The sequence below is a fragment of the Sphingomonas sp. genome, assembly GCF_019749955.1.
GTDB lineage: Bacteria > Pseudomonadota > Alphaproteobacteria > Sphingomonadales > Sphingomonadaceae > Sphingomonas.
Genome location: NZ_JAIEPC010000002.1, coordinates 15,355 through 35,667, shown reverse-complemented (window position 1 = coordinate 35,667; position 20,313 = coordinate 15,355). Strand labels below are relative to the sequence as shown.

Annotated in this window: 21 protein-coding genes; 14 read left to right on the top strand and 7 right to left on the bottom strand. The window is 64.9% G+C overall.

Going from position 1 to position 20,313, the window contains the following annotated elements:
• The first annotated feature begins 9 nt into the window (after positions 1-9).
• From K2W81_RS00220 to K2W81_RS00175, 10 genes are read left to right on the top strand one after another with little or no spacing between them, the layout of a single operon-like run.
• Positions 10-1,410, top strand: a complete 1,401-nt coding sequence (locus tag K2W81_RS00220) for a methyl-accepting chemotaxis protein (protein ID WP_294100308.1) — start codon at positions 10-12, stop codon at positions 1,408-1,410.
• A complete protein-coding gene (locus tag K2W81_RS00215; RefSeq protein ID WP_294100306.1) occupies positions 1,410-1,703 on the top strand; it encodes an STAS domain-containing protein in 294 nt (97 codons plus the stop codon). The genes K2W81_RS00220 and K2W81_RS00215 overlap by 1 nt, the downstream gene beginning before the upstream one ends.
• On the top strand, positions 1,700-3,769 hold the full coding sequence (locus tag K2W81_RS00210; RefSeq protein ID WP_294100304.1) for a chemotaxis protein CheA: 2,070 nt from the start codon (positions 1,700-1,702) through the stop codon (positions 3,767-3,769). The genes K2W81_RS00215 and K2W81_RS00210 overlap by 4 nt, the downstream gene beginning before the upstream one ends.
• Positions 3,766-4,635, top strand: a complete 870-nt coding sequence (locus K2W81_RS00205; RefSeq protein ID WP_294100302.1) for a protein-glutamate O-methyltransferase CheR — start codon at positions 3,766-3,768, stop codon at positions 4,633-4,635. Before K2W81_RS00210 ends, K2W81_RS00205 begins: the two co-directional genes overlap by 4 nt.
• Positions 4,632-5,672, top strand: a complete 1,041-nt coding sequence (locus K2W81_RS00200) for a chemotaxis response regulator protein-glutamate methylesterase (RefSeq protein WP_294100301.1) — start codon at positions 4,632-4,634, stop codon at positions 5,670-5,672. The genes K2W81_RS00205 and K2W81_RS00200 overlap by 4 nt, the downstream gene beginning before the upstream one ends.
• Complete coding sequence (locus tag K2W81_RS00195) at positions 5,672-6,223, top strand: chemotaxis protein CheD (RefSeq protein WP_294100300.1); 552 nt, start codon at positions 5,672-5,674, stop codon at positions 6,221-6,223. The genes K2W81_RS00200 and K2W81_RS00195 overlap by 1 nt, the downstream gene beginning before the upstream one ends.
• Positions 6,224-6,240: 17 nt before the next feature.
• A complete protein-coding gene (locus K2W81_RS00190) occupies positions 6,241-6,621 on the top strand; it encodes a response regulator (protein WP_294100299.1) in 381 nt (126 codons plus the stop codon).
• A 20-nt stretch (positions 6,622-6,641) separates the two neighbouring features.
• Entirely contained in the window at positions 6,642-7,079 is a 438-nt protein-coding gene (locus K2W81_RS00185; protein ID WP_294100298.1) for a chemotaxis protein CheW, read from the top strand.
• Between the two features lie 30 nt (positions 7,080-7,109).
• Positions 7,110-8,153 carry a chemotaxis protein CheB gene (locus tag K2W81_RS00180; protein ID WP_294100297.1) on the top strand — a complete coding sequence of 348 codons (1,044 nt, stop codon included), beginning with the start codon at positions 7,110-7,112 and terminating at the stop codon, positions 8,151-8,153.
• A 10-nt stretch (positions 8,154-8,163) separates the two neighbouring features.
• On the top strand, positions 8,164-8,403 hold the full coding sequence (locus tag K2W81_RS00175) for a hypothetical protein (RefSeq protein WP_294100296.1): 240 nt from the start codon (positions 8,164-8,166) through the stop codon (positions 8,401-8,403).
• A 55-nt stretch (positions 8,404-8,458) separates the two neighbouring features.
• On the opposite strand, the gene K2W81_RS00170 is transcribed toward K2W81_RS00175, so the two are convergent.
• Positions 8,459-9,046 carry an NAD(P)H-dependent oxidoreductase gene (locus K2W81_RS00170; protein ID WP_294100295.1) on the bottom strand — a complete coding sequence of 196 codons (588 nt, stop codon included), beginning with the start codon at positions 9,044-9,046 and terminating at the stop codon, positions 8,459-8,461.
• A gap of 121 nt (positions 9,047-9,167) precedes the next feature.
• Positions 9,168-9,617, bottom strand: coding sequence for a cupin domain-containing protein (locus K2W81_RS00165; protein ID WP_294100294.1), 450 nt, complete (start codon positions 9,615-9,617; stop codon positions 9,168-9,170).
• Between the two features lie 196 nt (positions 9,618-9,813).
• Here K2W81_RS00165 and K2W81_RS00160 point away from each other — a divergent pair, with 196 nt between their 5' ends.
• The 3 genes from K2W81_RS00160 to K2W81_RS00150 are packed head-to-tail and all read left to right on the top strand — an operon-like array spanning position 9,814 to position 12,550.
• A complete protein-coding gene (locus K2W81_RS00160) occupies positions 9,814-10,617 on the top strand; it encodes a 3-hydroxybutyrate dehydrogenase (RefSeq protein ID WP_294100293.1) in 804 nt (267 codons plus the stop codon).
• Positions 10,618-10,648: 31 nt separating this feature from the next.
• Entirely contained in the window at positions 10,649-11,788 is a 1,140-nt protein-coding gene (locus tag K2W81_RS00155; protein WP_294100292.1) for a patatin-like phospholipase family protein, read from the top strand.
• A 60-nt stretch (positions 11,789-11,848) separates the two neighbouring features.
• Positions 11,849-12,550 carry a peroxiredoxin-like family protein gene (locus K2W81_RS00150; RefSeq protein ID WP_294100291.1) on the top strand — a complete coding sequence of 234 codons (702 nt, stop codon included), beginning with the start codon at positions 11,849-11,851 and terminating at the stop codon, positions 12,548-12,550.
• On the opposite strand, the gene K2W81_RS00145 is transcribed toward K2W81_RS00150, so the two are convergent.
• From K2W81_RS00145 to K2W81_RS00125, 5 genes are all read right to left on the bottom strand, one after another.
• Entirely contained in the window at positions 12,518-13,435 is a 918-nt protein-coding gene (locus tag K2W81_RS00145; RefSeq protein WP_294100290.1) for a LysR family transcriptional regulator, read from the bottom strand. The two genes, K2W81_RS00150 and K2W81_RS00145, sit on opposite strands and share 33 nt — an antisense overlap.
• A gap of 59 nt (positions 13,436-13,494) precedes the next feature.
• The gene (locus tag K2W81_RS00140; protein ID WP_294100289.1) at positions 13,495-14,448 is read right to left on the bottom strand and encodes a YeeE/YedE thiosulfate transporter family protein; all 954 of its coding nucleotides are present in this window, start codon (positions 14,446-14,448) and stop codon (positions 13,495-13,497) included.
• A 3-nt stretch (positions 14,449-14,451) separates the two neighbouring features.
• Positions 14,452-14,943 carry a DUF302 domain-containing protein gene (locus tag K2W81_RS00135; RefSeq protein WP_294100288.1) on the bottom strand — a complete coding sequence of 164 codons (492 nt, stop codon included), beginning with the start codon at positions 14,941-14,943 and terminating at the stop codon, positions 14,452-14,454.
• Positions 14,944-15,097: 154 nt separating this feature from the next.
• Complete coding sequence (locus K2W81_RS00130; RefSeq protein ID WP_294100287.1) at positions 15,098-17,518, bottom strand: YbcC family protein; 2,421 nt, start codon at positions 17,516-17,518, stop codon at positions 15,098-15,100.
• A 32-nt stretch (positions 17,519-17,550) separates the two neighbouring features.
• Entirely contained in the window at positions 17,551-19,110 is a 1,560-nt protein-coding gene (locus tag K2W81_RS00125; RefSeq protein WP_294100286.1) for a proton-conducting transporter membrane subunit, read from the bottom strand.
• A 108-nt stretch (positions 19,111-19,218) separates the two neighbouring features.
• Here K2W81_RS00125 and K2W81_RS00120 point away from each other — a divergent pair, with 108 nt between their 5' ends.
• A complete protein-coding gene (locus tag K2W81_RS00120) occupies positions 19,219-20,130 on the top strand; it encodes a LysR family transcriptional regulator (RefSeq protein ID WP_294100285.1) in 912 nt (303 codons plus the stop codon).
• The last annotated feature ends 183 nt before the right edge of the window (positions 20,131-20,313 follow it).

Sequence of the window (20,313 nt, the reverse complement as noted above, 5' to 3'; positions counted from 1 at the left end):
GTCTCGTCAATGATCTGGTTCTATAAATACGCCCCTATTCGGCAGAAGTTCAACGTGATCACCCTGTTACTGGGGTCGATCATGAGTGCGCTGGCCCTGGTGGTCTGGCACGACGAATCGGCCCGCGGCAATTCAGCCGATATGTTGCTGGTGGTTCTGAGCCTCGGCGCGGTGATCGCCACCGTCGCGGTCTGCCTGGTTGCCAAGAAGCTGATCTGCGACCCCTATGTGAACACGGTGGTGCGCATGGAGGCGCTGGCGGCAGGTGATCTGGACAGCGGCATTCGCTACACCGACCATACCGATTGTGTCGGTCGGTTGACCACTGCGATGTCGGTGTTCCGCGACAATGCCGCCACGCTCAAGCGGTCGGGCGTCGTCCTCGGCCTCGTGGTTCCTGAAATTTCGAAGGGGCTCGATCATCTCAAGCGCGGCGACCTGACGCATCAGATCGACGTCGATTTCGGCCCAGAGCATGATTCGCTCCGGCAAGATTTCAACGCGACGATCGACGAACTGCGCACGCTGCTCAGTCGCGCATCCGAAGTGGCGGGCCATGTCCATGGGGGCGCCTCCGAAATCCGCGCGGCGTCGGACGATTTGTCGAACCGAACGGAACAGCAAGCGGCAAGCCTGGAGGAAAGCGCCGCCGCGATGCGCGAAGTGACGACCATCGTCGAAGCAACCGCCCGCAGCGCAGGCGAAGTGTCGGTCCAGATTGGCGAGACGCATGTCGCCGCAACCGAAGGCGGCGTGGTCGTCAAGCGCGCGGTCGAAGCGATGGGCGCGATCGAGAAATCATCGGCGCAAATCACCCAGATCATCAACGTCATCGACGGAATCGCCTTCCAGACCAATTTGCTCGCGCTGAATGCGGGCGTCGAAGCGGCGCGCGCGGGCGATGCGGGCAAGGGCTTTGCGGTCGTCGCCAATGAAGTCCGCGCACTCGCGCAGCGTTCGGCTGACGCGGCCAAGGACATCAAGGCGCTGATCACCGCGTCGACCACCGGTGTGGCGCAGGGCGTGGCGCTGGTCGGCGAGACCGGGACAATGCTGGCGCGGATTGTCGATCGCGTGGGGACGATCAACGAACAGATCGTCGAGATTTCGGAAGCCGCCAAGGCGCAGGCTGCCCGGCTCCACGTCGTCAGCCAGTCGGTCGGCGAGATGGACAAGATGACGCAGCAGAATGCGGCGATGGTCGAGGAATCGACGGCCGCCGCCCGCAGCCTTGCGACCGAAGCGACCGATCTGTCCGCTTTGGTGCAGCGTTTCCAGACCGGTGCCGCCGTTGAAGCCGCGCCGACCCGGGCAGCAGCGCCACGGCGCGCCAAGCGGTCGCAACCGGCACCCGCGTTTCACGGCAACGCCGCCCTGAAGATCGACGCCGACGACTGGGCCGAGTTCTGATGAGCGCAACTGGTATGACCCCCTACACCCACAAGCTGCCGGTACGCTGTCACCGCGATGCCGCCGATGAGATGTTGCCGCTGCTGCGCGACGGTATTGCGGCGGGCGATGTCGCAATCGACGGCGGTGAGGTGACGCAGCTGGGTCAGGCCATGCTGCAACTGCTGTTCAGCGCGCGCAAAACCGCTGCCAACCAGGGCGTGGGGTTTGCGATCACCGCGTCCGACGCGATGCGCGCCGCGCTGGCCTCAGCGGGTGCCGAGCATCTGCTCGATGAAAGTATGGTTCGATGACCAACGAAGAAATTCAGGCGATCTTCTTTGTCGAGTGCGATGAAGCGCTCGCCGCCGCCGAAGCTGCGCTCGATCGATGCCGCCAAGGCGATGCCGATGACGAGACGGTCAACGCCATTTTCCGCGCGGTCCATTCGATCAAGGGCGGCGCCGGGGCCTTCGGGTTCGAGGCGCTGCAAGCCTATACGCACGGCTTCGAGACCTTGCTGTCCGATGTCCGCGACGGGACGGTCGCGGTCAACGATCCGTTGGTCGCCCTGATGCTGCGCGCACTCGATCTGTTGGGGGATCATGTCGCGGCCGCGCGTGACGGCGGTGCCGCGCCGGATGACGCGGCGCTGCTCGCGCAACTGGCTGCCGCTCAAACCGGCGTGGTCGCCGAAGTCGATGCCGTCGCGCCAGCGGACGACGATTTCGCATTCGATCTCGACGCCATGCTCGGCGACATCGCCGCCGATATCTCGGCCAATGCCGACTGGATCGTCACGGTGCATCCGCATGCCGGTGCGCTCGCCAATGGCGGGGAGCCGCTGCTGCTGCTGCGCGAACTTTGCGCGCTCGGCGATGGCCGGGTCGCGATCGATGACAGCGCCGTGCCCGATCTCGATGCACTCGATCCCGGCGAAGGCTATCTCCGCTGGACCGTGACGTTGCCCGGCTCCGTCGAACGCGCGGCGATTGAAGAGATTTTCGATTTCGTCGGCGAAGGCTGTAGCGTGTCGATTGCGCGCACGGGCGAGGAGGACGAAGAAGTCGCCGCTGTCGCTGTTGCCGCACCCACGGTCGCGCCGACGCCGATTGCCGCGCCCGTCGCTGTCGCGGTTCAGCCGGTTGCGGCCCCGAGCGCGCCAGTCGCCGAAGCCGCCGCAGCCGCGCCAGCGGCCGGTCAATCGATCCGGATCGACCTCGCCAAGCTCGATCGCCTGATCGACGCGGTCGGCGAGCTGGTGATCGCGCAGGCGATGATGACCCAGCGTCTGTCGGGCCATAACCTCGGCGGGATCGAAGAACTGGCGATGCTCGACGGGCTGACCCGCGACATTCAGGAAAGCGCGATGTCGATCCGCGCCCAGCCGATCGGCTCGGTGTTCAGCCGCGTGCCCCGCATCCTGCGTGAGCTTGAGGCATCGACCGGCAAGAAGGTGCGGCTTGAGGTATCGGGCGAAGCCACTGAACTTGACAAGACCGTGATCGAACGGCTGAGCGAACCGCTGACGCATCTGATCCGCAATGCCGTCGACCATGGCATCGAGCCAGTCGCCGACCGGATTGCGGCGGGCAAATCGCCCGAGGGCGTGCTGAGCCTGTCGGCAGAACATCGGTCGGGCCGGATCGTCATCCGGATTGCCGACGACGGTCGCGGGATCAACCGCCCGCGCGTCCATGCCAAGGCGGTCGAACGCGGCCTGATTGCTGCTGATGCGGTGTTGAGCGACGAAGAAATCGACAACCTGATCTTCGCCCCCGGCTTTTCAACCGCCGAGACACTGTCGAACATTTCCGGGCGCGGCGTCGGCATGGATGTCGTGCGGCAGAATGTGAAGGAATTGGGCGGGCGCATTTCGATCGAATCGCATCCGGGCAAGGGATCGGTCTTCACGCTCGCGCTGCCGCTGACGCTGGCCATTTCGGACGGCATGATCGTGACCGTCGGCGACCAGATTTTGGTCGTCCCGCTCGCGCATGTCGTTGAAAGCCTGCGTCCCGAAGCGCGCGATGTTCAGTATCTGGGTGTTGACCGCGCGATGCTCAGCGTGCGCGGGCAGTTCATCCCGATCCTGCCGCTCGAAGGACCCGTCGGCGCGCGCGGGGCGATTACCGATCCGACGCAGGCGGTGCTGATCGTCGTCGACACCGAAGCTGCGGGACAGGCGGCGTTGCTCGTCGACACGATCTGCGACCAGCGCCAGTTCGTGATCAAGAGTCTCGACACCCATTATCGTCCGGTCGAGGGCGTCGCTGGCGCCACCATTCTCGGCACAGGTCGTGTCGCGCTGATCATCGACGTCGATGGGCTGGTTGCGGGCGCCGTGAGCGAAGTCGCGCCGCTGAAGGAAGCCGCATGAACGCGCTCGCCGAAGCTTTTGAGAAACTGCCGGGCATTGGCAAAGGCGTTTACGCCCCCGCCGATTTCGAAGCCGTGCGCAAGATTGTGCATCAGACGGCGGGCATCGTGCTGGTGCCAGGCAAGGCAATGCTGGTCTATTCGCGGCTTGCCCCGCTGGTGCGCAACACCGGCTGCGGCACCTTTGCCGCTTATGTGAAGCGGATCGAAGCCGATGACGCCGAACGCCGCCGGGCGATTTGTGCGCTGACCACCAACCACACTTTTTTCTTCCGCGAAGACCATCATTTCGATCATCTCGGCAAATCGGTGCGTCCCGGCCTGTTGAAACGCGCAAGCGCGGGCGATCCGGTGCGCATCTGGTCGGCGGGCTGTTCGAGCGGCGAAGAGACCTGGTCGATCCTGATGACGATGCTGGGCACCGATCGTGGTGCGGCTGGGCGGCTGAGTGCAGCCGATTTTCTGTTGCTGGCAACTGATCTCGCCGATCATGCGCTCGCGACGGCCGAGGCGGCACAATATCGCTGCGACACGCTCGACGCCGTACCGGGCGAGCTGCGGCGCGCCTGGATGCGCGAAGCCGATGGCCAGGCAACCGTCGCCGACGAAGCGCGTGCGCTCGTGCGCTTCAAGTCACTCAATTTGCTAGGCGATTGGCCGATGGCGCGCGCCTTCGACGTGATCTTTTGCCGCAACGTCATGATCTATTTCGACCATGCGACCAAGGAACGGCTGGTCGACCGCTTCGCGCGGCAGCTCGCCCCCGGCGGTCACCTCTACATCGGCCATAGCGAACGCGTTACCGGTCCCGCCGAACGCGTGCTGACGCAGGTCGGCCCGACCATCTACCGGAAGGACGCCGCATGACGATCCGGGTCCTGATCGTCGATGATTCGCCGACCATGCGCGCTTTGCTGAGCGAATTGCTGCGCCGTGAAGCCGACATCACCGTCATCGGCGCAGCAGCCGATGCCGCCGAAGCCCGCACGATCATTCGCGAGCAAAACCCCGATGTCGTGACACTCGATATCGAGATGCCGGGGATGAATGGCCTCGACTTCCTCGACAAGCTGATGCGGCTGAAGCCCACACCGGTCGTGGTCGTATCGGGCCTGACCCGCGACGGCGCCGACACGACGGTGCGCGCGCTCGAAATCGGCGCGGTCGATTGCTATGCCAAGCCCGACGGCAGGATCGGGTCGCTACTGACGACCGACGAAGGTCGGCTCGCGAACCTGATCCGCAACGCCGCCAAGGCTCGGTTGCGTGATCGCCCCGCTGGCGGCGCCGCGCCGACGCCGAGCTATGCGGTACCCGCGCCGACCGACCGTCAGCGCCCCTCCTTGATTGCCATCGGCGCATCGACCGGTGGCGTCGAAGCTTTGCAATTGCTGCTCCAGAACTTTCCCGCCGATTGCCCGCCGACCGTGATCGTCCAGCACATCAGCGGCCATTTCGCCGAAGCCGTGGCCCGCCGTCTCGATCAGCAATGCGCCCCCACCGTGACAATCGCCGAGCCGGATCTGCCGCTGAAGCAAGGCCATGTCTATCTCGCGCCGGGCAACGACCGCCATCTGCAAGTGCGCGGCAGCGCGGCGCACCCCTGTGCGAGGATGCGCGCCGACGACAAGGTTTCGGGCCATCGCCCCAGCGTCGATGTGCTGTTCCGCACGGTGGCCGAAACCATCGGCGGTCAGGCGGTCGGCATTTTGCTGACCGGCATGGGATCGGACGGCGCGCAGGGCCTGCTCGCGATGGCGCGCGCCGGGGCCATGACCATCGCGCAAGACGAAGCGACCTGCACCGTGTTCGGCATGCCCAAAGCGGCGATTGCGCTCGGCGCTGCCGCCCGCATTGCGCCGATCCACCGGATTGCCGATCACGCATTTGCGAGGGCTGCCTGATGTTCCACCAGCCCATCGAAGCGCCCTCGACCGCGCTCGTTCGTCCCGTGCGGTTGACGGTGATGCAGGGTCAGGCGCGTGTCAGCGGCGATCCGCGCGTCGAACTGACAACCGTGCTCGGCAGTTGCATCGCCTGCTGTCTGTTCGACGCGACCAGCAATGTCGGCGGCATGAATCACTTCCTGCTCGCTGAGCCCAAGGGCGGGCGCGGCGTCGACGAACATTACGGCGCCTATCTGATGGAAGTGCTGATCAATGAAATGCTGGCCTATGGCGCCACCCGTCCCGCGATGCGCGCGCATCTTTACGGCGGCGCCAACATGCACAGCGGCATGACGCGCATCGGATCGGCCAATGCCGCCTTTGCGACTGCCTTTCTGGAACAGGAGCGCATTCCGCTGGTGCGGTCGTCGCTCGGCGGCAATCAGGCCCGCCGGGTCGATTTCCGGCCGGCGCGTGGTCAGGCGCGCCTCCGACTGGTCGACGATACCGTCGCCCCGCAACCGATTGAACGTCCGGCCGCCACGCGCGGCGACGTCGAACTTTTCTGAAAAGGGTGGATGAAACGATGACAGCGGCAAATCCCAAGACACGCATCTTGACGGTCGACGACAGCGCAACAATGCGCAGCCTGCTCAAACACGCCCTTGTTGGTCACGGCTTTGAGGTCGAGCAGGCCGATGACGGCGTCTCCGCGCTCGAATGGCTGGCCTGCAACGACTGCGACGTTGTGATCACCGATATCAACATGCCGCGCATGGACGGTTTTGGCCTGATCGAACGCGTCCGCGCCGGGGGACCGCATGTGCACCGCCCGATCCTGGTCCTTTCAACCGAATCGTCGGATGAGAAGAAGGCGCGCGCCCGCCAGGCTGGTGCCACCGGCTGGATTGTCAAACCCTTCGACGCCGAAAAACTCGCTGCCGCCGTCCGGCGCGTCACGCACTAATCCCCGCGAAAGGACCGATCATGAACCGCCAGCTCATCACTTTCGAAGTCGAATCGCAGGTCTTCGGCATCGACATCATGGCCATTCGCGAAATCCGGGCGTGGACGCCGACCACGCGCTTGCCGCATGTGCCGCATTATGTTGCGGGCGTGGTCAATCTGCGTGGCACCGTCTTGCCCGTGGTCGATCTCGCTGCCCGGCTCGGCTGGCGCGCGACTGAGGCGACCGCGCGCCACGTGATCATCGTCACCCAGATCGCCGGACAGTTTCGCGGCCTGATCGTCGATTCGGTCAGCGACATCGTCACTTTTCCCGCCGAATCGCTGCAAGTGCCACCGGCGACCGGTGACACGGTCGTCCCCTTCCTCGAAGGGCTGGTCTCGATCGACGACCGGATGGTGATGGTCCTCGACCTGCCATCGCTGACCCATGCCCACGACATTGCCGAAGCCGCTTAGTTCATCATTCGTGTTTGAGAGTATCCAGTAATGGCCAAGACCAAAGTTCTCGTCGTCGACGATTCGATAACCATGCGGGCGCTGTTCACCAACGCGCTTGAGCGCAGCAAGGACATCGTCGTTGTCGGCGCGGCCGATGGTGCCGACGAAGCCCGGCAGATGATCGAGGAGCTGCACCCCAATGTGCTGACGCTCGACGTCGAAATGCCGGGGATGAACGGGCTCGATTTTCTGGCCGAGCTGATGGAGACGCGACCGATCCCGGTGGTGATGCTGTCGACGCTTACACAGAAAGGCGCCGACGTGTCGCTGCGCGCGATCGAGCTGGGTGCGGTCGACTGTTTCCCCAAGCCGCAACGCGCAACGCCCGACGAGTTCGAAAAGATTTCGGGCAAGCTCTGCAAAATCGTGCTGACGGCGGCCAAGACCAACCTTGCCGCGCGCAAGCTGCCCACTGCGGCCGCGCCGGTCGCTGTGCCGGGCGACTATGTGTGGGACGGCGAAATCATTGCTGTCGCCGGGGGCATGGGCTCGATCGAAGCCGCATCCGAAATGCTCGCGGCCTTCCCCGCCAATTGTCCGCCGACGATCGTGTCGCTGGCCATCGACGAAGGCCTGGGCGTGCCCTTTGCCTCGCGCCTGTCGCAAAGCTCGGCCGCCAAGATCAAACTTGCGTCCGATGGTGAGGCGCTTGAGCAGGGCGTGATCTACATTGCCATCGATCCGCGCTTCCATGCCGTGGTCGATCGCTGGCCGGGCGGACGCCTGCGTCTCGTCGATCGCGATCCGGTCAATGGCGTGCGCCCGTCGGCCGATTTGCTGTTCGGCTCGGTAGCAAAAACCGCCGGGGCAAAGTCGATCGGCGTCATTCTCTCGGGCGATGGCAGCGACGGTGCAGCCGGCGTTGGCGCGATCAAGGCGGCCGGTGGCACCTGTCTTGCGCAGGACCCGGCGACCGCGCTTGTCCCGACGATGGCGGAAGCCGCGATTGCGCGCGGCGTCTCGGCACTGGCCGCGCCTGCCCAGCTGGCAGCCCAGGCTTGCCCGATCCGGAGTATGTCGGTTGCAGCCTGATCGCGCTCAATTGGAAGTCATCGCGCGCGAACTCGCCGTGCTCGCCGCCGACATCGAAACCCTTGGCGCCGAGCTGTGCGCCGATCCTGCAGTGGTATCAAAGCACGCCACGTCGTTGCAGGCCGTCGACTTGATCGGCCAGCGCCAGCGCGCGCTTGCCGAGATGCTGCGGGCCGAAAAGTTCGACGATGCGCTGGAAGAGTGTACTTTGGGACGTGTCGTCGAGCTGTTTGCCCGCCGCTCAGCGTGAGGACGCGCCTCGGGCGCCGGGGTCGGTCCCCGGCACCTGCAACGACCGAGCTGGCTCAATAAGGCGGATCTTGCACCGACCGCTGGTGCGCGGCTGCCGACGCCCACCATTCGAGATCGGCGGCAAAGCGCGGGAAGCGCTGCTCGAGATAGTCGCCGCCCGAGCCCATGGGCCGACCGTCGGCGTCGAGCGTCTGGCTGATCTGGCCGACGTTGAGGGTGCTCGAAATCACCACCATCCCCATTTCCGACAGCGTCGGGAGCCAAGCCATCGCCGCACGCGCGCCACCGAGCTGACTGGGTGAGTAGCTGACGACCGCCGCAGGCCGCCAGAACCATTCTTCGAGGAAATGGTCGGTCAGGTTCTTGAGGCCCGGTTGCATGCCCCAATTATATTCGCCGGTCACGAAGACGAAGCCGTCAGCCGCACGGGTCTTGGCCGCCAGTTCGGCCATGGCGGGCGGCGCGTCACCAGCCGGATATTCCTTGAACATCCGGTCGAGCATCGGCAGGTTGATCGCCTTGGCATCGATCAACTCGACATCATGGCCGCGACTGGCGAAGCCGTTCTGCAGATAGTGCGCAAAGCGGATGCCGACGCGATCACTGCGATATGAGCCATAGAATACAAGCAGTTTCAGCATCTTCTCACCTGTCGAATCTGGCCGGTTCAAACGCGCCATCATCTAACGATTGATAGCGGACGAAGGGCCCCGCCCGCCTGCGCAAGCGGAGCCCCTATCCTGGTCGTCAACGCGGTCGGGATCAGTTGCCGTGGTGGACGTCCGACGACAACAGCACCGCGGGCACCTTGCCGTGGTTGATCCAGTAGTGCGAAATGCCGTCGGCTTCGCGTGCGATGTCGCCGCCCTTGTGCTGGATCGGCACCATGCAGCTGCTGCGATATTCGGTGATCGCGCCGCTGAGGGTATAGATCAGCGCCGGGCGGTCCTTGTGGCTATGCAGCGGCACGATGCCACCCGGCTGGACGACGAGGCGGCGCGTGCGGAGCTGGCGATCGGGCACGTTGATTTCGGCGTTGAGATCAACCGAGCCGATGACGGTATCGGTGACGCCCTTGGGCGCTGTCGGCGCGCCCGTGAGCGGGTTGACCCCCGCCTTGGCGGCCGGGCATTCACCCGCCAAGGCGGGCGAAGCGACAGTGGTGGCTGCGAGCAGCGCGAACAGGGCATTGCGAAGGGTCGTCTTGGTCATGATCGGTCTTCCTGTTGGTTGGCAATATCGGGTCCGGGAACCGAAACGCCGGTTCGCTGACACCATGTTGCTCTACGCGTTGAGCGCGTCCGCGCCCAATGGCTTTGGCGCATCGAGTCGATGCAGAAACGGCATTTCAATCGATGCACCGCTTTGGGCAGTTAGCGGTCATCATTTCCACCAAAGGATGCTCGCCATGAACCTGCCCGCCACCGCAAAGCCACTCGCCGGACGCGTCGCCGTTGTTACCGGATCGACCAGCGGTATTGGACTCGGAATCGCCCACGCACTGGCCGAAGCCGGTGCCGATCTCGTCATTAATGGTCTGGGCGACCCCGCCGCGATCGAAGCGACCTGCGCGGCACTCGCCAAACATGGCGGCAGCGTCGCTTATGATGGGGCAAATCTGCTCGATGCCGCCGGTGCTGCAGGGCTGATTGACAACAGCATCGCACTGCTTGGCCAAGTCGATATCCTCGTCAACAATGCCGGCATCCAGCATGTCGCGCCGATCGAGGAATTCCCGGTCGACAAATGGAACGCGATCATTGCGCTCAACCTGTCGGCGGCGTTCCACACGATCCGCACCGCCTTCGCGCCGATGAAGGCAGCGGGCTATGGCCGGATCATCAATGTCGCCTCGGCGCATGCACTGGTCGCGTCGCCGTTCAAGAGCGCCTATGTCGCCGCCAAACATGGTGTGCTCGGCCTGACCAAGACCGTGGCGCTCGAAGGCGCGCAGCATGGCGTTACCTGTAACGCGATTTGCCCCGGCTACGTATGGACCCCGTTGGTGGAGAATCAGATTGCCGATACCGCAAAAGCCCGGGGCATCGACCGCGACGCCGTGATCCGCGACGTGCTGCTCTCGGCACAACCGACCAAGCGCTTTGCGACGGTCGAGGAGCTTGGCGCGCTGGCGGTGTTCTTGTGCAGCGCCAGCGCCGCATCGATCACCGGCACGGCACTGCCCGTCGATGGCGGCTGGACCGCCCAATAACCATAAGCTTTACCGAATAGGAGCAACCACCATGAAGAGCCTTCACGAAGAGATTTCAAGCTACGGCCAGATCGTTCTGGTGCTGCAAGGCGGCGGCGCGCTGGGCGCCTATCAGGTCGGCGTCTATCAGGCGCTTGAGGAAGCCGGCATCGCGCCCGATTGGGTGGTCGGCACGTCGATTGGCGCGATCAATGCGGCGCTGATTGCAGGTGGCCCTGCCAAGGACGGACTCAGCCGGATGCGCGAATTCTGGAAGCGCGTCGAAAGTGATCGCTTCATGGGCATGCCGCTCCCGGCCTGGTTCCCGGCGGCCGCGCGCAACATGATGGCGGTGACCACCGGCATTCCGTCGTTCTTTCGCCCGAATACGGCAGCGTTCATGAGTTCGCACGCGCCCTTGGGCGCCGAGCAGGCCGGATATTATTCGGTCGCGCCGCTGGCTGAAACGCTGGGCGAGCTCGTCGATTTCGACCAGATCAACAATGGCCCCGTCCGGCTGACGGTCGGCGCATCCAATGTCCAGACCAGCGAAATGACCTATTTCGACAGCCGTGACCAGACGATCGACTTGCGCCACATCATGGCATCGGGCGCGCTGCCGCCGGCCTTCCCGGCGGTGCGGATCGACGACCAGCTTTACTGGGATGGCGGGATCCTGTCGAACACGCCGGTCGAAGTCGTGTTCGACGACAATCCGCGCAAGAACGGGATGGTCTTCGCGGTCCACCTGTGGAACCCCGACGGTCGCGAGCCCGAAACCATCTGGGAAGTGATGAACCGCCAGAAGGACGTTCAATATTCGAGCCGTGCCGCATCGCACATCAAGCGCCAGCGCCAGCTCCACAAGATGCGCCACATCATCGCCGAAATGACCGCGCTGATTCCCGCAGAAGCGCTCGCGAGCCTCAAACAGCGCGGGCTGACCGGCTATGGCTGCACCACGCAGATGCATGTCATCCGCCTGCTCGCACCGGCGCTCGACTATGAGGATCACGCCAAGGACGTCGATTTCAGCGCCGACGGCATCCGCAAGCGCTGGGAGGCGGGCTATCGCCACACCTCCGAAACGCTCGAAAAGGCCCCCTGGCGTGCCGAAGTCGATCCGAGCGAGGGCTTTGTCCTGCACGAAGCTTGCGCTGGCGAAATGGTCGAGACGTCCGCTGCCAAATAACATCACCTGCTACCCCGTTCGGGCAGCAGTGTGATATCGCTCGTGGTCGGGGGACCAATCATGCCACATCCGCTCGTCGCAGAAATCGAAAATGCCTTTCAGGAAGTGCGCAATCGCGACCTGACTCTGGGCGAGCGGCTGAAACATATCGCGGATTGCGTTCGCGCCAATGGGCCCGATTTTGCAGCGGCAGTCGATGCCTTTGTCGCCCGGCTTGAGGCGGCACAGGCCGGCAGCACGGCGCCAATGGTTGGCGATGTCATGCCCGATTTCTGCCTGCCCAATCATGAAGGACGGCTGGTCACGCTCGATTCACTGCTCGAGCGCGGGCCCGCCGTCCTTGCCTTTCATCGCGGGCATTGGTGCCCCTATTGTCGGCTCAACATGATCGGCCTTGCCGAGATTGAGCAAGAGGCCAAACCGGCGCAAATCGTCGCAATTTCGTCCGAAGTACAGCAGTTTACCCGGCAGTTACGGGCCGAAGCGGGCGCCCAATTCCCCTTCCTGACCGATGTCGGTGGCGGCTACACGCTGTCGATCAATCTGGCGATCCTGGTCGATGAAAACATGTCAGCGATGATCGGCGGGGCGGGCTGGGACATTCCCGGTTATCAGGCCCACTCGCCTTGGGTCTTGCCGGTTCCCGCCGTTTTCGTCGTCGGGCAGGACGGCATCATTGCCGCGCGCCACGTCGATCCCGATTATCGCCGCCGGATGGAACTCGACGCGCTACTCGACGCCGTCAAGCTGGTAAGCGCTTAACGCCCGCGACCAGTCCGCCGACCGCACGAGATTGAGCAGGGCCGATGCCTCGCGCGAGCGGGCGCGACCGGCCACCGAATAAATCGCCACCGTCCGCCGCAGATCGAGCGCCGAGCAGGCGACATGGCGCACCCGCGACGAGTTCATCGCGCTCGCCGGCATGATTGCCACCCCGAATTCAGCCATCACCAAGGCTTCGAGATCGCGGTCGGAATCGACTTCATGCGCATGGTCCAGATTGATGCCCGCAGCGTCGAGCCGTTCTGTCTCAAACTCGGCCATGTCGGCATCGGCGTGAACCAGGAACCGTGTCTCGCGGATCAGCTCGACATCGAGATCAATCTCATTGTGCATCGCCAGCGGGTGATCGACCCCGACGACAAGGTCGAACGCCTCGCTGAACATCGGCCAGGTTTCCAGCCGATCCCAGCTTTCGCCCATTGGCCCGCCGATCGCGAGATCGACCTCGCCACTTTTGAGCATCGCGGCAATCTGCGCGCCGGTGCCACGCCGCAGTTTGAGTTGCAGCCCGGCAAAACTGCGGTGCATTTCGCCGAGCGGCCGCATCAAATGGACCAAGTCGAGCGTGCGAGAGACCGCCAGCGACAGCGACGGCACTTCGCCCTTGCGGATTTTGGTCGCAAGCGACTTGGCGGTCAGCGCACTGTCATAGCATTGCTGGAGCAGCGGCTGCATCCGGTTGCCGAGGTCGGTCAGGTGGGTGTTGCGCCCCTCGCGCCGGATCAGGTCACCGCCGAGTTCGTCTTCCAACTGCTTGATCGCACGCGTCAGGGCGGGCTGGGTGACATTGCATTCCTCGGCAGCGCGCGTGAAATTGAGCACGCGTGCGACCGACAGGAAGTAGCGGACTTGCTGCATTTCCATTGGCGACGACCCCCTCCCCACGAAGGCCGCTGCCATCTAGCAGTAAGCGTGAGAGCTGACTAGCGCGTGCCCAGACGCCGTTCGATGATCATGCCAACCGCGATCGCGATGGTCATGCTCGCCATCGCAACCCACGCATAAGGCTGCAACAAGGGCAGACCGATCAGGATCAGGCCGTCATTGCTACCCGGGATGAGCAGGCTGCCCACGCCCATCATCGCGCCGCCAATCAGGCAGCGGCTCATGTCGGCGACCGTTGGTACCACCAGCCGCAATCGGCCAGCAGTCCAGCCCCCGATCAGCGCGCCGACCAGCAGTGCGGCAAAAAGGAGCATTTTGGCAGCGACATTATCCGCCATGCCGTGCGCAAGCGATGCCAGTGCGTCGGTATAGGCCCAGCTCCCCACCGTGAGCAGCATCACCACGAACGCCAGCCCAATCACCATCGTCGCACGGTGCGGCGACCAGATATGCGCCGCGAACCGCCGGTTTCGCACGGCATCGAACGCCTCGATGCCACGCCATGCGGCGAAAACCAGAAATGGCACGACGAGGACGGGACCGACGCTGAACAACGGTGATGCAGTCGCCGTGGGCGCGGCCGATGCCATCAGCCTCTCCGCGACGAAACAGCCAAGAAGAAAGCCCACAGGGGTCAGCGCGTAAGCCCACTCGCCCGACCCTAGCCGCGCAATCGCCCCGAACACGCAGACGCGATTGATGAGCGCGCCGATCCCGAGCAGGATGCCGCCGCAAACGGTGACGATCCCCAGCGTATGCCCGACCGGGGCCATTTGCAGAATGCCCGCCATATTGGCCAGGATCAGCCCGCCTGCGACCCAGGCAGCGGCCTCCACCAGCGCGATCAACCGGTGGGCGCGGCGGCGGGTGATCACCTCATCGACCGCCGCGACCATGCAGGTCGCGCCGCGCTGGATCGCATAGCCCATGATCGCGGCGCACACCGCCGCGACCAGAAAGGCAAAACTCAGCAGCGCGACCGACATGGGCATCACTTATCTGGCTGCATCGGCGGCGATCGAACCAGCGACTTCTGCCGCCATCTTGAACTGCGCATTCTGCGTCGTGATCCCATAGCGCTTCGCCATAAAGGTGAAATCGGTCCAGGCAAGCCAGACGCTGCCATCGGCTTCCTCAATCACCAGCATCCGCACGGGCCAGTCGAGGCCCGCATAACGATTGGCCTGCAGGAATTGCACCCCCAGTGGCGGATTGCCGAAGCGCACGATCACCGACTTGCCGATTGTCAGATTGGCTTCCTTGCCCAGCGCCTGCTGGTCGATGGCGTCGAAGAAGCGCACGCCCTTGGCCGCGATGGCCGCTTTCAGCCGCGCGACGGTTTCGTCAAAGCTATGGGTGCTGCGGATCCGCACGATACCTAACGCCTTGGCGACGGGCGCGGGCGCATTGGGGGCGGTGTCGCGCGCTTCGGCAACGGTGCCGCTGACGGCGAGCGCGAGGGCAAGCAGGATAGGACGAGCAATCATGGGTCAATCTCCGTTGGGGCGGGGTGTCGCCGGAATGACCGCCTTATCGAGGATCGCGCGCGCCAACGGGAATAGGAATGTCGCATCGGTTCGATGCCCGCCCGCTATTGCTGCGGACACACACCCCTTTGCCGTGCCAATTGCGCCTGATCGTTCAGGCAGCGAGTTCCATGCTGCGGGCGCCGTCCGTCTCGTCCAGCATCGCCGTCCAACCCAGATTGCCATCGTAGCGCCACGCCATCCGCCCATCATCGTCGAGCGCGAACAGATGCAGCCAGCCGTTATCGAACAGCGCCCGAACGCCGGGATGGCGCGCCAGAATGTCGGTCATCGCCGCGCGCGGGGCTTCGATGCAGACGCTCAGCCGCAGCGGTTCGTGGACCAGGGCATTGCCGTCATGCACCGATTGCCAGGGCAGACCGGGGCGCATCAGGCCGCCATTGCCCTCGACCACACCGACGCCACCGATGACATTGTGGAGCAGCTTGTTGCCGCCGCCAAACAGCGCCGGTGCCACCGCCGAGCCATAATATTGCAGGCTGATCCAGCTCGCGACGACGACCGGCGCGGTCATGATCAGCTCAAGCACGCCGAAGCTGGTGTCCTGATGCCAGTCATAATCGTGCAGAAAGGCGCGGCCCTTCAGGTCTTTGCCGGTGGTGCGGTGGCGCGGCGCGGCAATGAACGCCTTGCACCCCGCCAGCGCCCATTCGGGCCGGGTCTCGGCCCAGTCGCGGGCACGCGGCGCAATGCTCGCCGCGCCATGCGCGCGGGGCAAGCGGATCGCGCGTTCGGTGCGCGCAATCACCCCCGCCGCTTTTAGCCAGCCCTCGACACGGCCGAGGTCGGCGGCATGGTCAGACGCGGGATGATCGCTCTGGTAGAGGAAAATGCTGTCCGTCGTCGTATCGTGCAGGCCCGCGACGAACAAAGTCGCTTCGGGGATGGTGATGCCTTCGCTGGCCAGCACGTCGCGCACCGCCCGGTCGTTGAGCAGGCCGGCCAGCAGCCGTGCATTGACCTCACCCGAATAGCCGCCACAGGCGCCGCAATGCAGGCCGCTCGCATGCGGGTTGTTGACGACATTGGCGCCGTGACCAACCAACAGCACCAGCCGCGCGAAGCCATCCGTCAGCGACATGGCACGCAGGATCGACGCCGCCATCGCGATCCGCGTCGGCAGGTCGAGCGCGGGGTCGGGCTGCGGCGCCGGATCATTGGGGACATGGTTCGGATGGAGGCCGAGTGCATCGCGAACGAGCTTGACGATATAGGCTGGCCCGGTCGCTTCGACAAAGGCGAAGGAGGAAACTGCGGCAAGCTTGAAGCGGCCCCACGCCCGGGTCGCGCGCTCGCGGTAGCGCAGCGAACGGTCGGCTGTGTCATCTGCGTCACTGCCCGAGTGCGTGCTTAGCCCTGCATTGAGCAGCACCGGCAGCCGGTGTTCGGCGACATCCGATCCAAAGCGCCGATGCGACGCGGTCAGCCCGAAAAAGCCGGCAAAGCCAAGCGTCTGAATCTGCGGATCGATCGATTCGAGCGCGCGCCGATAGACTTCGGAGCGGACGTCGATGCAAAAGGCCGCTTGCAGCAGCGGGATCGGGCGCTCGGCCCTGCTCTGAGTGCTGGCGAGCGTCCGCGCCAGATCGCGTTGCGCCGCACGCTCGCAAGCCTCTTGCAAAATCGCATCGACGATCTGCGCGTCGGTCGGCTCGACCGGCGCTGCATGGGTGGCGATTACCTCGGCCCAGGCCGTGCGGATCTCTGCCTCATGCTGTGCGAACAAAGCTTCTTCCCACAGCAGCCGGATCGCGAGAAAATCGGTGATCGTATCATCGGCACCCCCACCAAGCTCGGCCTGCCAGCGCTGGAAACGCGCATATTGCGCCCAGCCGCCGAGCGTGATCAACAGCCGGTGGAAATAGGTGTGGAGCGCGGGCGCGGTCAGCCCCAGCCGGTTGACCGCCCGCGCAATCGCGTCGGGGGCATGTTCGGGCGCATCGGCGACAAAGGCACCGAAGCCGCGCAGGCCGACGATTTCGGGCGTCAGATCATGCGTCGCCACTGCCCGCCACGCTTCATAGGCGCCGTGCCCGCGCGGCGCTGCCCACAGCGCTTGCCCCTCGTCGAAAAAGCTGCCGGCCCAGCCGCCGAACCGGTCGGCGATAACGCCATTCCAGTCGATCCCCGATGCCTTTGCCGCAAGATCGGCGACCGTTGGCACGGCCACAGGGTCACCGGACGCCTGATCGGCAGCCGCTTTGAGCGCTTCGATCGACGCTGGGCGCCGTGGTGATCCGCAATTCTGCCACGCAGCGGTCAGGTCAGCGTCGGTGACCATGCCCTTGGCGACCTGCGCGCGAAACCAGTCGCGCGGCATCGTCACTGGCACGCCTGCAACGCGCGCGAGCAGGGCGGACGTTTCGGCAAGGCCCAGCTCGGCCTGGCCGAGATAGGGATTGACCGCGACGCTTGATGCCAAGGGCCAGACCGGCGGGATCGCCAGCGCAGCGGCATCGGCGGCGACGCGCAGCGCCTCGGTCGTCAGGTTCGGGTGGTCAGCATGAGCGGGCATCGAAGATATCTCCAAAAAGGCGGGGAGCGCGCTCAGCGCGACTGCCGCAGCGTCCAGCCGCCGAGCAGCCGGTCGAGCGCGGCATTGGCGTAAAGGCCGTTGGCAAGGTGGACGCGCAGGCCAGCGGCGGCGGGATGATAGGCCCAGAGCGGGAACATCGCCTGCGCGACCGCGACCACGCCAAAGCTCAACACACCGAGCACGATCAGCGTCCATTCGAGCGGCCCCGGCGCCGGCGTTGCAGGCAACGTCCCCTCGGTCAGCCAAATCGCCAGCGCGTGCAGTGTGAAATAGCCCAGCGACGCCGCAAGCGCATAGGCCGCCATCCGCTGCGTCAAGGCGCGCGGCGCGGCATCGGCGAGGCCTTGAGCGAGCAGATAGGCAACGCCGAAGATCAGGATTGCGCCGAGTGCGGTGGCCTGCACCGATGGCGCGCGCGCTTCAAACGCCAGCCCGATCAGCGCATAGGTCGCGAGCGCCGCGATAAAGGCACGGCCCACCGCTTTGGCATTGGGTATGGCGACCGGACCGGGCCGGCGCGCGGCGGCAATCCGATCGACCGCGCCCCCCGAGGCGAGGAACGAATGTGCCTTGTAAAGCGAATGCGCGAGGATGTGCAGCAAGGCGAGCGGGAACAGCGCGAGCCCGCATTGCATGATCATGAAGCCCATTTGCGCGACTGTCGACCACGCGAGCGACGTTTTGACCGCCGGTTGCGTCAGCATCACCAGCCCGCCGAACAGCGCGGTAAAGCCGCCGATCATCACCAGCACCGCCAGCACGCCCGGCGCGAGCAACATCACATCGGCAAAGCGGATCAACAGGAAGCCGCCCGCATTGATCACCCCGGCATGAAGCAGCGCCGAGACCGGCGTCGGCGCTTCCATCACTTCGGTCAGCCAACCGTGCAGCGGAAATTGCGCTGACTTGAGCAGCGCTGCCAGCGCGAGCAGCCCCGCCGCCGCAAGCGCCATCGCGCCGCCCTCGCCGCTGCGCGCGGCGTCGAGGATGGTCGCGATGTCGCTGGTTCCATAGGCGAACGCCAGCAACACAGCAGCGCTCAACAGCGCCAGATTGGCGAGGCGCGCAGACACCAGCTTCTTGCGCGCCGCGCGCTGCGCCGCGACCCGATCGGGATAGAACAGCAGCAGCCGGTGGATCCCGAAACTGATCGCCGTCCAAGCCACCACGAGTTGCGCCAGCGATCCGGCGATCACCAGCAACATCACCATGGCGAGCGTGAAGCACAGCCACCCCATGAAACTGCCCTGCCGCGCCTCGCCATCGAGGTACGTCGCCGAATAGCGCACCACGATCCAGCCGATGAACGCGACGAGCAGCAGCATCGCCGCACTCACGACATCCAGCCGCACCGACAGGCCGACGCCGCTCATGCCGAGCAACGGGCTCGTCGCCGGACCAAAGCCAATCAGCGCCGCCGCCGATCCCAGCGCCGCAACCAGCGCGAATACCGACAGCGCCTGCACGGCGTTCAGCAGGCCCACACCCGGTCGCTGCGGCTTCAGAAAGCCGATGAGAGCGGCGGCGAGCAGCAGCGCAGGCGCTGCAAAGGGCAGGAAGGAAATCGGCACGGTCGCTCCGGGTTGCAGGGCCAATGGGCGTCGGCGCCGCGCTAGCCCAACCAGAGCGCGCCAAAAAATTCATTGTTTAGTCGAAACCATTCGCTTTAATGAATGGATATGGCCGATCTCAACTACAACCACCTGCGCTATTTCTGGGCGGTCGCGCAGGACGGCAATCTGACGCGCACCGCCGAGCGGCTCAATGTCTCACAATCGGCGCTCTCGGTGCAAATCCGCAAGCTCGAGGACCGGCTTGGCCATCCGCTGTTTGAACGGCGCGGGCGCCAGCTCCATCTGACCGAGGCGGGCAAGATCGCGCTCGACCATGCCGATGCGATCTTTGCGACGGGCGAGGAATTGCTTGGCACGCTGCGCGAAACCGGTCGGACGCGCCACGTCGTGCGGATCGGCGCCCTCGCCACGCTGTCGCGCAACTTCCAGATCAGCTTCCTGCGGCCATTGCTCGGCCGGAGCGACGTCGAGATTGTGCTGCGCTCCGGCAGCCCGATCGAGCTGCTGGGCGGCCTGCAATCGCTCAAGCTCGACATTGTCCTGACCAACCAGATCCCCGCGAGCGACGCGCTGACCCCGTTCATGACGCACAAACTGTCCGAACAGCCGATCAGTCTGGTCGGCGCGCCATCGTTGCTTGGGGACGAGCGCGCAGTTGTCGCGCTGCTGACGGCACATCCCGTCATTCTGCCAACCCAGGGAAATAGCACCCGCGCCGAGTGTGACGCGCTCGCCGACCGTCTGGGCGTCCGGCTGCAAATCGCCGCCGAAGTCGACGACATCGCGATGATGCGCCTGCTCGCGCGCGAGGGGTTTGCGCTCGCGATCCTGCCATCGATTGCCGTCCGCGACGAACTGGCAACGGGCACGCTCATCGAAGCCGAGTCGCTGCCTGGCCTGGTCGAGACATTTTACGCGGTGACGATTGGTCGCCGTTTTCCAAACCCGATTGTCCGATCGTTGCTGGAAGGGGTGGGCGCCGTATCATCTGCCGCCGGACCGGGTTTCACCGCCTGATCGGCCGTCAGAGCGCAACTTGATCGTCGCGACGAGTCACGCCGGAGCGCTGCCATCCAACCACGCCACCCTCACAGCGCGCCGTCGATGGCGAAGACTTGGCGCAAATTGGAAGTGCCGGTTCTGGCGGAGACGGAGGGATTCGAACTTGACCCGGAATAGCGCGGAAATGCGTCACTAGAC